Source organism: Flavobacterium sp. N1736 (assembly GCF_025947065.1).
Classification (GTDB): Bacteria; Bacteroidota; Bacteroidia; order Flavobacteriales; family Flavobacteriaceae; genus Flavobacterium.
Genome location: NZ_CP109994.1, coordinates 4,066,615 through 4,079,121 on the forward strand (window position 1 = coordinate 4,066,615; position 12,507 = coordinate 4,079,121).

The window sequence follows — 12,507 nt, forward strand, 5'->3', positions numbered from 1 at the left end:
AAAATTAAATTAAAATTCGTGGCAGAAAAAAAATCCTTTTAATCTGTGAAATCTGTGGCGAAAAAAACTAAATACCATACAAAATGCAAAAAATAAAAACAGCACTATTATCATACGGAATGTCGGGAAAAGTTTTTCACGCTCCGTTTTTAGATATTCATCCCGGTTTTGAATTATTAGGATCTTGGGAAAGAAGCAAAAAACTCATTCAGGAAGATTATCCAACTGTAAAAAGTTATCCAACAATCGATGATGTATTAGCAGATAATGTCGATTTGGTAATTGTAAATACGCCCGTTGGAACCCATTATGAATATGCTAAAAAAGTGCTTTTGGCAGGAAAACATGCCGTTGTAGAAAAAGCATTTACAACAACTGTTGCCGAAGCTGAAGAATTAGCAAAAATCGCTAAAGAAAAAGGATTAAAATTAGCCGTTTTTCAAAACAGAAGATGGGACAGTGATTTTAAAACCATTCAAAAAATAATCAAAGAAGGAACTTTGGGAGATTTGGTTGAAGCCGAATTTCATTTTGACAGATATAACCCATTATTGAGTCCAAAAGCGCACAAAGAAACCGTAAATGATGGCGCGGGAATCCTGAAAGATTTAGGGCCGCACTTAATCGATCAGGCTGTTTGTTTGTTTGGTTCGCCAAAGTCGGTTTTTGGAGATATTCGTTATACGAGAGAAAACACTTTGGTTGATGACTGGATGGATTTATTGTTGATTTATGAAGATTTCAGAGTGCGTTTAAAAGCCAGTTTTTTTGTTAGAGAAGCAAATCCTGCTTATACCATTCACGGTAAAAAAGGATCTTTCTTAAAACCTCGCGGCGATGTTCAGGAAGACGAATTGAAACTCGGCAAAAAGCCAAATTTAGAAAGCTGGGGAACAGAATCGGAAATCTTTCAGGGACTTTTGCATGCAGATGTTGACGGAGAATTAGTTCGCGAAAAAGTACCAACGCTTCAGGGAAATTATTTTTCATTTTTTGATGGCGTCTACGATTCAATTGCAAATGATAAAACAGAACCTGTTACAGCACAAGACGGTGTAAAAGTAATGCAGATCATTGAAGCTGCGATTGCAAGCAATACACAGAAAAAAGTAATTGACTTATAACAACAGTTTTCGCCACGAATTGCACGAATTTCCACAAATTAAATGGATTTCAAACAGAATAAAATTAGAGAAAATTAGTGAAATTCGTGGCAAAAAAAATCCTTTTAATCTGGAAAATAAGGGGCAAAACAATAAATTTCCTTCATTACAAAACCGTAATTTATAAACAATAACGTTATAAATAGAGCAACTACACGAGATAAATAGTCTATAAAAAAGGTTTTTAGTATTTTTATAGTAACAAACCCAAAAAAAATACGCTTTGATAGATTTTAATCCGTTATCACTTTTCCAAACCAAAGGAAAAATCAAGAAAGTATATAGAGAAGCAAAAGTCTCTTACTTAAACCGAATTCGCGTTGCTGTCGGGATGTTTTATTTTGGTATGGGTTTAAGTTTTGCAACCTGGGCAAGTAGAATTCCGGATATTAAAACCGCCTTACATTTAACGGAAGGTGATTTAGGTTCCATACTTTTTGCGCTTCCAATGGGACAATTGATCATCATGCCTTTTTCAGGAAAAATGGTTACTAAATTCGGAAGTCATCGCATTTTGGTTTTCTCCTTAATTATGTATGTTTTGTGTCTGGCCAATTTAGGTTTGGCAACAACAGCATTACAATTATCATTAGGATTATTTTTGTTTGGTTTATTTGAAAATCTTGCTAATATAGCGGTAAATACACAGGGCGTTTATACCGAAGTTCTTTTCAAAAAAACAATCATGTCGTCTTTTCATGGTATGTGGAGTTTTGCAGGATTCACGGGCGCTTTAGTTGGTCTGGGAATGTTAGCTTTAAACCTTTCTCCACTACATCATTTTTTAATTGTTGGAGCCGTAGTTATACTTATGGTAGCGTTTAATTTTAAATTTTTGGTAAAAGCCAAAGAGAAAAAAATCAAACAAAAAACGGAAGAAAAAAAAATATTTACAAAACCGGACAGCGCTTTAATTTGGCTTGGTGTAATTGGTTTTTGCAGCATGGCCAGCGAAGGCGTAATGTTTGACTGGAGTGGTGTTTATTTTAAAGACATTGTAAAAGCACCGGGACCTTTAGTGGTTTTAGGATATACTTCATTTATGATTATGATGGCCGGAGGAAGATTTTTAGGCGACGGATTAATCAATAAATTTGGACGTGAGTGCGTAATGCAAATTAGCGGAGTCATGATCTCTGCGGGTCTTTTTACAGCCGTTTTTCTTCCTTATATCATTCCGTGTACACTTGCTTTTATGCTTGTAGGTTTAGGCGTTGCTACAATTGTACCTACAGTTTATAGTATGGCAGGTAAAAACCCAACAGTTCCGCCGGGAGAAGCTTTAACAATAGTTTCCAGTGTAAGTTTTCTGGGTTTCCTTATGGGACCTCCGGTAATTGGTCATATTGCCCAAAATTTCGGACTTCAATTCTCCTTTGCTTTTATCGGAATCTTTGGGGTTTTAATTGCCTTTATGGTTTCTAAGATTAGAACGACGTAGTTTTTCTAAAAATAATTAATAAGAAATAACTTAGTTTATAATTTTTTTGTTCTACATTTGAATTTTAAGACTCAACCCAAAAATCAATTTTATTCTTTGAATGAAGAATTGAAAATGTATTCTCACCAAATTCATTTTCATTCGAAAACTAGTATTCAAAGTAAATTGGTTTTTTATGAGGAAGAAGTACTTGATGTTTTTTATTTTATTGTCTTTCAGTTTTGCTTTTGCGCAACAAACAACAATTATTTCAGGATTAGTGCTGGACTCTAAAACACAAAGTCCAATCCAGAATGTTGTTGTTAGCATCCAAAACTCTTCAATTACAGAACTTACAAAATCAAACGGAAAATTCGAATTACATGTTGCGCTTCAAGGACAACAATTGCTGCTTTTGCGCAGTCAGGGATATAAAGATTTGCTTTTAAAAGTAAGTTCAAATCTTGGAATTGTTAATCTTGGAACATTGCAAATGGAAGAAAGTTTTTCAGATGAAATCCCCGGAACATTAATCACCTTATTAGAAAGCGATTTATCAGATGACAATAGTTCATCTGAAATGACTTCCGGACTTTTACAGTCTTCAAAAGATGCTTTTATGCAAGCTTCTGCTTTTAATTGGGGTCAGGCCCGATTTAGGATTCGGGGCTTAGATAGTGAAAACGGCACAATGATGCTTAATGGCATGACCATGAATAAAATGTATGATGGAAGACCGCAATGGAGCAATTGGGGAGGCTTGAATGATGTACTTAGAAATCAGGAATTCTCAGTTGGCGCAGCAGCTTCAGATTATACTTTTGGCGGAATTTTAGGCACGCAGCAAATTTCTACACGAGCTTCATTATATAAAAAAGGCAGCCGACTTTCGTTTTCAGGAAGTAATACAAGTTATAATTGGCGTGCGATTGGTACTTATGCTTCGGGCATGAATTCAAAAGGCTGGGCGTTTGCTGTTTCTGCCGGAAAACGTATTGGCAATGAAGGCTATTTTGACGGAACTAATTTTGATGCAGAATCTTTTTTTATAAGTGTTGAAAAGAAATTAAGCCGTAAACACGCTCTAAACTTCACTGGATTTTACACACCAAGTTCCCGCGGAAAAAACTCAGCAAATACAACAGAAGTAACACAATTAACAAATGAAAAATACAATTCGTATTGGGGTTTTCAAAATGGCGAAAAACGCAATGCAAGAGTAAAAAAAGTCGAAGAGCCATTGCTGATGCTGAATCATTATTATAAAATAGATGAAAAAACAAATCTGAATTCAGCTATAATGTATCAATTTGGAAAAGTTGGCAACAGTACAATTGATTATCAAAATACAAACAGTCCGGATCCTGTTTATTATCGCAAATTACCAAGTTATTATGCTTCGCTTTATGCAAAAGACAGCGGTGAATTTTCGGGAGAATTTACTCCGGATTATGCAAATGCCGAAAAAAGTAAAACTATATTTCTTCAGAATTCCCAAATCAATTGGGACGAAATGTATCGCGCCAATCAAAAAACTATAACAAATTCTAACGGAGAAATAACAGGTTATGAATCCGGCAAAAGCCATTATGTTTTATATGATGACCGAACCGATGATAAAACATTTGCAGCAAACACAAACCTAAATATACAGCTTACAGAAAACAGTGCTTTTGATGGCGCAATTATATTTCGAAATTTAAAATCACATCAATTTCAATATCTTTTAGATTTATTGGGAGGAAAATATTTTGAAGATATTGATGCGTTTTATACCGGAAACGAAGCACAATCAGATTTGCAAAACCCAAATCGTCAAGTTAAAGAAGGAGATATTTACGGATATAATTATAATTTTTTAGCCCGTTCAATTGAAGCTTTTACGCAGTTTAAATTCAACTACAAAAAGGTTGATTTTTACTTGTCTCAATCGTATTCCGTCTCAAATTATCAAAGAGAAGGATTGTACCAAAACGGAATTTATCCAACAACTTCATTGGGTAAAAGTGAGAAAGTGAATTTCGAAAATTTCGGTTTCAAAGGCGGATTTACATATAAAATATCAGGAAAACAATGGTTGTTTTTTAATGGAATGCATCTTAGCAGAGCGCCTTCAATTCGCAACACTTTTTCAAATTCACGCTTAAATAATTCAGTTGTAAACGGACTTGAAAATGAAAGCATAAGTAGTGCCGAGATAAATTATGTTTTTCGCTCGCCTAAATTTAAAACCAGAATTACAGGTTATTGTACCTTGATAGAAAACACAACTAAAACCTCCTTTTTTTATGCAGAAGGAATTTTTGACCGCGGCGCAAGTTATAATAATACAGATGCTTTTGTGAGTCAGACATTGACTGGTTTAGACAAGAAAAATGTCGGACTCGAATTGAGTGTTGAATATCAGGTTTCAGCAACATTAAAAACGACTTTATCTGCAGGTTATGGCAATTATACATACATAAGTAATCCAAATGTTTCGATCACAAACGATGCAAATGCCGCAAAAGGAGACGCATTAACTTTTGATTTTGGAGAATCATATCTTAAAAATTATAAGCAATCCGGAATGCCTCAACAAGCTTATTCATTAGGATTAGAATATAGAGATCCAAAATTTTGGTGGCTGGCAACAAACATGAACTATTTGAACGAGAGTTATATTGATGTATCGCCCATTGCAAGAACTGCTCGTTTTTATAAAAATCCGATAAGCGGACTTGTTTTTCCTGAAGCGACAGAAGAACGGGCGTCGCAATTATTAAAACAGGAGAAATTTGATCCTATTTCATTATTAAATATTTCAGGAGGAAAATCCTGGCGTATTAAAAGTAAATATATTGGACTTTTTGTGAGTGTAAATAATGTTCTTGGCCGGATTTATAAAACAGGAGGTTTTGAGCAGGCTCGAAATGCTAATTTCAGAGCACTTAATCAGGATGTTTCGAGTGGAGCGCCATCATTTGGACCCAAATATTATTACGGTTACGGAAGAACTTATTTTATAAACCTTGCCATTAATTTATAAACTTTCAAAAAAGACTCTTTATGAAAAATAGATTTTTAAATTCACTTTTTGCACTAACAATTTTTATTTTTTGCTCTTGCAGCAGTGAGGTCGAAATTCCTAAATTAGGATGTACACAACCAGATTTAACAATAAATCAAACGGTTGAAAAAGTTAAAAATATTTCTGGCACATCGCCCAAAGTATATAGTTACGACGATGTTATTGAAGCTTATGTGGTGTCAAGTGATGAAGGAGGAAATTTTTTTAAAACGATTTCTTTTCAAACTTTAAAAACAGACAAAATGCCGGCAATAGGATTTAGTGCTCCGGTTGACGTTACAAATACGTATGTAGATTTTCGTATTGGGAATAAAGTGTATATAAAACTTAAAAATCAATTTACTGATTTATATTTTGGTGCATTGCGCATTGGAAGCTTGTATGTAAGTAATGCAGGCGACCCAACTATAGGCAGAATTTCGCAAAATGACTATAAAAATGTTCTAAATGCTTCGTGTATCATAATTGATGAACAGCAATTAGTGGAGCAGATTTCGATACAAGAAGCATTAAATGAAAGTAAACTGAACACTTTAATAGAATTAAAAGATGTTCAGTTTGCAGAAGCGGCAATTGGGCGACATTATTTTGAAGAATCTAACAATGTTGGCGGTGCTACAAATTGGAATTTAAGCGATAAAACCGGAAATCAAATCATTTTTAGAACTAGTAGTTATGCTGGCTTTGCGAGTAGTTTTGTACCGGAAGGAAGTGGTAAAGTTCGCGGAATTCTAACAAAATTCGGAACCGATTATCAGTTAATGATAAGAGATGAAAAAGATGTTGTTATGACGGGAAACAGAAGTGTTCCGTTTTTTTCAGAAGATTTTCAATCGGTTAAAAACAATGTCAATTTTGCACGTCCGGGTTGGAGCAATATTGTAGAAAAAGCATCAAAATTATGGAAAAGTATGCTTTATGCAGGAAATGGTTATGCGGAGTTTAATACCACAAGTACAACTGCTGCCGAAAATATTGCATGGCTGGTTTCACCAAAAATAAATATGACAGGTTATAAAAATGCAGTATTATCTTTTAGAAGTGCACAACATGATTTAAAAGTAGATTCTCCTTTAAACTCTTTAGAAGTATATGTGTCGACAAATTTTGACGGTTCAAGTATAAGCAAAGCAAAATGGACAAAACTAGAAGCAAAATTTCCGTCATTATTATCTCCTGCGCGCGAATTTATGAGTTCTGGCGGTATTGATTTATCATCGTATTCAGGAAATATTCATATCGCATTTAAATACATTGGTTCTGGAAAAGATAAAACACTTAATGGCGCTTTTATGGTAGATGATGTTAAGATTTTTGGAGAAAAGCAGGTTTCAGTTTTTTAAAAGTAAAATTAATGTGCTGATTTTTAGATGATACTTTAATAATTTATAGTTTTTAAATTACAAACTGTTTAAAATTGATAGAATTTTGTATTTTGGTCATCCCAAATTGATACAAAACTATGAAAACCTATTTTATTGCCATCTTGATGATGGTCTTTCCATGCTTAGTGCACAGCCAGGATCAGGCACCTGTAAGATTAAAACAGATTAATATTGTAAAAACAAATTACCAGAATTTTAAAGATGGTGAAATTGTGAACAAAACTGTAGTATTTAAAGAGGGTAAAATTCAAACAATTACCACTTCTGATGTTATACAGCATTTCTTTTATAACCCAAAAGGATTATTAGACATGACTGTTAAAGACAAAGTAGGAAGCGACTGGAAAGAAGTTGTGAATTATACGTATGATGCGGATAACAATATTACAAAACTTGTTAAAAAGTATCAGGAAGGTAATGACTATATTACTAAAACGGTAACCTTTACTTATGAAGGAGCAAGAATAAAAGTGATTACCAAAAAAAGTACAAATCACCAGAATGTTGTTGATGACATTGAATATATTGTTGAGAATGGCATTATTGTAAGACGTACATCTCGTGATAGAAACAAAGCAATTATTGGTAAAATAGAATATAGTTATACGAATGACAATGTGGTAAGACACAGAGGTTTGGTTGGAGATAAAATATCTAAAACATTTACTTTTGATGATAAAAAATCGGTTGATGCATTAATCGTTCAAAACTTGTTTGGTGATAATTATAAAATTATTGTGCCAATGATTTCATATCACGAAGACGAATTTGCATTTGAATCAATTTCATATAACAATGAAACAAATTTTAGTCCTTCATCAACAGTTTTAGTTGGTGTAAGTAAAAAATACAAATACAATAAATTAAATTTCCCAATCTCTTGTTCACAGCTTGAAGAAAACGGAATTGTAAAAACTGAAAAAACATTTATTTACGAATAAAGGCAGTTTACTAAACACTTTTCAACCATTTAAAAATTAAGTTTCATTGAGAAAAAATTCTGGATGATCTTAATTTCTAAATGGTTTTTATTTTTATCAGAAAGCGAAATTCTTAAATAGAACTTAAAAACCAAATTCTATAAGCGTTAGTAGCTTACAAATCATTAAATTTGCACCTTATTCAAAGCTATGTTAGAAAAAGAAGTTATAAATTTTGAGAGAACAGCCATTGTTGGTATTGTAACTCAAAATCAAAGTGAAGAAAAACTACACGAATATCTTGACGAATTAGAGTTTTTGACTTTTACCGCTGGAGGTGAAGTGATGAAGCGTTTTTCGCAAAAAATGGAACGCCCAAATCCGAAGACTTTTGTGGGGACGGGAAAAATAGAGGAAATCAATCTTTTTGTAAAAGAAAACGACATATCGACTTTAATTTTTGATGATGAATTATCACCATCACAACAAAAAAATATTTCGAAAATTATTGATTGTAAAATCTTAGACAGAACCAATTTGATTCTGGATATTTTTGCGCAAAGAGCCGAAACTTCATACGCAAGAACTCAGGTTGAATTAGCACAATGTATTTATTTATTACCAAGACTTTCCGGTTTATGGACGCACCTTGAACGTCAAAAAGGTGGTATTGGTATGCGTGGTCCCGGTGAAACTGAGATCGAAACGGATAGACGTATTGTGCGTGACCGAATTTCGTTATTGAAAGATAAAATCAAGACGATCGATAAACAAATGGGTGTTCAGCGTAGTAATCGCGGTGCAATGGTACGTGTTGCTTTAGTTGGTTATACCAATGTTGGAAAATCGACTTTGATGAATGCCGTTGGTAAAAGTGATGTTTTTGTTGAGAATAAACTATTTGCAACTCTGGATACAACCGTTCGAAAAGTGGTGATTAAAAACCTGCCATTTTTACTTTCAGACACGGTAGGTTTTATTAGAAAATTGCCAACTCAATTGGTAGATTCTTTTAAAAGTACACTTGATGAGGTTCGTGAAGCCGATTTGCTTTTGCATATTGTCGATATTTCACATCCTGATTTTGAAGATCATATTGAATCTGTAAACCAGACTTTGCAGGATATAAAAGCGCATGAAAAACCTGTAATTATGGTTTTCAATAAAATTGATGCTTATAAACATTTGACTATTGATGAAGATGATTTAATGACGGAGAAAACGCCGAGACATTATACACTTGATGAATGGAAAACAACATGGATGCATCGTTTAGGAGAAGATAATGCATTGTTTATTTCGGCTACGAACAAAGAAAATTTTGAGGAATTCAGAGAACGTGTTTATGAAGCTGTTCGCCAGATTCATATCACGAGATTTCCGTATAATAAATTCTTGTATCCGGATTATAAAGATGCAATCGAGAAAGAAGAAGATCAGGAAGATCAGGAATAAAGAAAAACGGCTTTTGAAAAATATTTCAAAAGCCGTTTTTTTTGTCACAGATTAAAAGATTTCAAATGATTTTTTAAATCAACTTGAACTGTTAATCGTTAAAATCCTTTAATCTGTGGCAGTAAAAAGTTTATGCTCCTTAATTAGAATCCAAAATTAACTCCTAAACCAAATACTTCTCTGGTTTGGAGACCCTGAAATGCGTTGTCGTCGTAAATAGCCTGAAATGCTAAATTGGCAGATAAGAATTTATTTACTTTCATGACAATATTTAGAGAGTAATTAATATCTACATTTTGTGGATCTTCTAAATAATTTGAATAGAGATTTAAGGTGTTTTCGGCAGTTACGTTGGTCATAATAGCCAGTTTGTAATATACAGAAGCGTAAAATCCGAGTTCGTAACGCATGGTTTTATTAGCATCAACTCCAAAATAATCTCCATCAACATAAGGCAAACCAGTTCCTGGATCGATTCCTGATGTATAAGCGCCGTCTACAAAAGTGAATTTTGAAGTTAAAGGAGCGAAGTTTATTTTTAGATTGTCATCTTTTGTCCAATAAATACCCGGACCTGTTGTAAGGTAGCCCGGAGACATAAATTTGGTGCTTTCCGTTCTGATTTCTTTGCCGTTTTCATCCTGACCATAAATATAGCCTGTTGTAAATTGCGTTCTGAAATTCAGAAAATAAGAGTAATACCATTCACCAAAAGCTCTTTTACCCAAAATAGAGTTAAATTCTAAACGGTCATCTGTCTTCTTTTCGAAATCGGCATTTTTAGTTTGTAAAAGTCCGTAGTAGGCTAAAACTTTATTATCCCAGGTAACATCGTCTTTTTTATAATTGAAATCGTAGTTTATTCCTAAAGTTCCGGAAAAACTATCTTCACCTCCGGCAATCCAGTTATTAAAACTCGACTGATTTAATAAAAGAGAAACTGTTCCTTTTGCTTTCCAGCCTTCGCCCTCGATTGTGTCATTAATTTTCTTTACCGCTTTTTCGGTATTTTGGATCAATTCCTTTTCTGAATTTTGTGCTTGTACAAAAGTAAAGTTCGCTAAAATAAAAAGTAATAAAGCTATCTTTCTCATGGTGTCTAGTTTAAGTGTATGTTAACAAATATACTAAAAACCGTGAAAAGGTAAGAGTTTATTGATAAGAATTGACGGTTATTTCTTCGTTTCCTTGTATAAAGGTACTGCAGAACATGCCTCGCCATACATAATACTTCGGGCAAAAGGCTGTAAATAGGTAGTTGCCAAAATATACGCGCGCATAGGAACGGGTTTTCTTGAACAGCCTTTTACAATAACAGGTTTGTTTTTGTATGCAGCATAATCTAGTTTGGTTAAGATTTCTTCGTATAAACTTCCGTCTAAATCTTCGATTGTTCCATTAACCGTTTTTTTGGCATAAGGCGCCAATTGAACAGCTACTAAAATTAATGCCCAAGCCGGCACTATAGCGTCTGTACTGCAATTAACGGCCACATATTGATCTTGATATTGCGACCAATCGTGATTTTTTAAATGTTCCCGAAAGTCTTTTTCTTTCAATAAAAATCCTTCCAAAAGCCATTGCGAAATGTCAATTTGTGTTCGTATTCCTTTTGGATAATAATCCTCAAGATCAAAAACTTCTAAAGTACTATTGGCAACTTTATTGATGATTTCTTCCATAAATGAAGTCTTAAAGTCGAATGTCGAAAGTCATAAAGTTTGTTCATTAAGACTTTATGACTTTCGACTTTATGACTAATTTTTAAAGCATTCCTAATTCTAATTTTGCTTCTTCGCTCATTAAATCTTTACTCCAAGGCGGATCAAAAGTAATTTCAACATCAACATCTTTTATGTGTTCAATTGTTTTTACTTTTTCTTCTACTTCTCTTGGTAAACTTTCCGCAACCGGACAGTTTGGAGATGTTAATGTCATCAGGATTTTTACTTCATAATCAGTATTTACCATTACGTCGTAAATTAATCCTAACTCATAAATATCTACAGGAATCTCAGGATCGTAAATGCCTTTTAAAACCTTTACAATTGATTCTCCTAATTCGTTTGTGTCTATTTCTTGTTCCATTTTTGTTTTTTGTTTTTCACTATATAAGTGATATAAGTTCATTTAAACAGCAAATGTTTTTTTCTAACCATTAAGATATTAAGAAAAATTAAGCTTTACTTCTTTGTAGATTAATGTCTTAACGTGAAAAATTCGACTTTACTTAATTTTTATTTTTTGAATCAAAAGCCAAAGCGTACATTTTGATGTTTTTTATCATCGAAACCAAACCATTGGCACGAGTGGCAGATAAATGTTCTTTTAAACCAATTTCGTCAATAAATTGAGTATCAGCATTAATAATATCTTCTGCTTTTTGATTGGAGAAAGCACGAATTAAAATGGCGATAATTCCTTTGGTTAAAATCGCATCACTATCCGCAGTAAAAACAATTTTATCGTCTTTTTGTTCTCCCTGCAGCCAAACTTTCGATTGACAGCCTTTGATTAAATTCTCGTCAATTTTGTACTCTTCTTTTATTATTGGAAGACTTTTTCCTAATTCGATGATGTACTCATAACGTTGCATCCAGTCATCAAACATCGAAAATTCGTCTATTATTTCGTTTTGTATTTCTTTTATTGTCATAATTATTCTTTCGTAAAATCAGTCAGCAAATTTACCAATTTTTCAATTTCCTTTGGAGGAAAACCGTTATCAAAACCTTTAGTTTCATATGTTTTCTGATTTTGAGTTATTTTTAGATTTCCAATTGCAGCGCCATCATAAAAACGTTTTTCGGTTGGTGCTTTTAAATTTGGAATACTATCTAAATTTACTTTTCCAAACTCGGCTACAATTTTGTTCCATTTTGCAGTATCTATTTTGCTTTCAGTTGCTTCTCCGCCGCGACTGTTAACCACAGAAACGGTTTGGTTTTGAACTATAATCTGTTTGTATAAACCTCTTGAAACCGCCGAATACTCAATTTGGGTAGCTGTCATATCTGCTTTTTTTTGGCTTGAACAACCAGTTGCAATAAAAATCGTTAACAGCAATAAAGATAATAGTCTCATAAAAATTTGT

Annotated in this window: 11 protein-coding genes; 6 read left to right on the forward strand and 5 right to left on the reverse strand. The window is 33.4% G+C overall.

Annotated features, from left to right (window positions below):
- Positions 1 to 83: 83 nt before the first annotated feature.
- The 6 genes from OLM54_RS17305 (at position 84) to hflX (ending at position 9,413) form a co-directional block, all read left to right on the forward strand.
- Positions 84 to 1,124, forward strand: coding sequence for a Gfo/Idh/MocA family oxidoreductase (locus OLM54_RS17305; RefSeq protein ID WP_264535815.1), 1,041 nt, complete (start codon positions 84 to 86; stop codon positions 1,122 to 1,124).
- A gap of 262 nt (positions 1,125 to 1,386) precedes the next feature.
- Positions 1,387 to 2,604, forward strand: a complete 1,218-nt coding sequence (locus OLM54_RS17310) for an MFS transporter (protein ID WP_264535816.1) — start codon at positions 1,387 to 1,389, stop codon at positions 2,602 to 2,604.
- Positions 2,605 to 2,779: 175 nt separating this feature from the next.
- The gene (locus OLM54_RS17315; RefSeq protein WP_264535817.1) at positions 2,780 to 5,611 is read left to right on the forward strand and encodes a TonB-dependent receptor; all 2,832 of its coding nucleotides are present in this window, start codon (positions 2,780 to 2,782) and stop codon (positions 5,609 to 5,611) included.
- Between the two features lie 20 nt (positions 5,612 to 5,631).
- Positions 5,632 to 6,996 (forward strand): DUF5689 domain-containing protein, encoded by a 1,365-nt coding sequence (locus OLM54_RS17320; RefSeq protein ID WP_264535818.1) that lies wholly within the window; start codon positions 5,632 to 5,634, stop codon positions 6,994 to 6,996.
- A gap of 119 nt (positions 6,997 to 7,115) precedes the next feature.
- The gene (locus tag OLM54_RS17325) at positions 7,116 to 7,979 is read left to right on the forward strand and encodes a hypothetical protein (RefSeq protein WP_264535819.1); all 864 of its coding nucleotides are present in this window, start codon (positions 7,116 to 7,118) and stop codon (positions 7,977 to 7,979) included.
- Positions 7,980 to 8,168: 189 nt separating this feature from the next.
- Entirely contained in the window at positions 8,169 to 9,413 is a 1,245-nt protein-coding gene (gene hflX, locus OLM54_RS17330) for a GTPase HflX (RefSeq protein WP_264535820.1), read from the forward strand.
- Between the two features lie 143 nt (positions 9,414 to 9,556).
- Here the strand turns inward: hflX and OLM54_RS17335 are convergent, their stop codons facing one another.
- The 5 genes from OLM54_RS17335 to OLM54_RS17355 form a co-directional block, all read right to left on the reverse strand.
- Positions 9,557 to 10,507, reverse strand: coding sequence for a DUF3078 domain-containing protein (locus OLM54_RS17335; protein ID WP_264535821.1), 951 nt, complete (start codon positions 10,505 to 10,507; stop codon positions 9,557 to 9,559).
- Positions 10,508 to 10,585: 78 nt separating this feature from the next.
- Positions 10,586 to 11,095 (reverse strand): DUF2480 family protein, encoded by a 510-nt coding sequence (locus OLM54_RS17340; protein WP_264535822.1) that lies wholly within the window; start codon positions 11,093 to 11,095, stop codon positions 10,586 to 10,588.
- A gap of 82 nt (positions 11,096 to 11,177) precedes the next feature.
- Positions 11,178 to 11,501, reverse strand: a complete 324-nt coding sequence (locus OLM54_RS17345; RefSeq protein ID WP_053472865.1) for an SUF system Fe-S cluster assembly protein — start codon at positions 11,499 to 11,501, stop codon at positions 11,178 to 11,180.
- 142 nt (positions 11,502 to 11,643) lie between these two features.
- Positions 11,644 to 12,069, reverse strand: a complete 426-nt coding sequence (locus OLM54_RS17350; protein WP_264535823.1) for a SufE family protein — start codon at positions 12,067 to 12,069, stop codon at positions 11,644 to 11,646.
- Positions 12,070 to 12,071: 2 nt separating this feature from the next.
- Positions 12,072 to 12,497, reverse strand: a complete 426-nt coding sequence (locus OLM54_RS17355) for a hypothetical protein (RefSeq protein WP_264535824.1) — start codon at positions 12,495 to 12,497, stop codon at positions 12,072 to 12,074.
- Between the last annotated feature and the right edge of the window lie 10 nt (positions 12,498 to 12,507).

What these genes read in the sequence shown, in the direction of transcription:
- OLM54_RS17305 (WP_264535815.1), top strand. Translation starts at nt 84, where the DNA reads ATGCAAAAAATAAAAACAGCACTATTATCATACGGAATGTCGGGAAAA.
- OLM54_RS17355 (WP_264535824.1), bottom strand. Translation starts at nt 12,497, where the DNA reads ATGAGACTATTATCTTTATTGCTGTTAACGATTTTTATTGCAACTGGT.
- OLM54_RS17325 (WP_264535819.1), top strand. Translation starts at nt 7,116, where the DNA reads ATGAAAACCTATTTTATTGCCATCTTGATGATGGTCTTTCCATGCTTA.
- OLM54_RS17350 (WP_264535823.1), bottom strand. Translation starts at nt 12,069, where the DNA reads ATGACAATAAAAGAAATACAAAACGAAATAATAGACGAATTTTCGATG.
- OLM54_RS17315 (WP_264535817.1), top strand. Translation starts at nt 2,780, where the DNA reads ATGAGGAAGAAGTACTTGATGTTTTTTATTTTATTGTCTTTCAGTTTT.
- OLM54_RS17340 (WP_264535822.1), bottom strand. Translation starts at nt 11,095, where the DNA reads ATGGAAGAAATCATCAATAAAGTTGCCAATAGTACTTTAGAAGTTTTT.
- OLM54_RS17345 (WP_053472865.1), bottom strand. Translation starts at nt 11,501, where the DNA reads ATGGAACAAGAAATAGACACAAACGAATTAGGAGAATCAATTGTAAAG.
- OLM54_RS17335 (WP_264535821.1), bottom strand. Translation starts at nt 10,507, where the DNA reads ATGAGAAAGATAGCTTTATTACTTTTTATTTTAGCGAACTTTACTTTT.
- OLM54_RS17320 (WP_264535818.1), top strand. Translation starts at nt 5,632, where the DNA reads ATGAAAAATAGATTTTTAAATTCACTTTTTGCACTAACAATTTTTATT.
- hflX (WP_264535820.1), top strand. Translation starts at nt 8,169, where the DNA reads ATGTTAGAAAAAGAAGTTATAAATTTTGAGAGAACAGCCATTGTTGGT.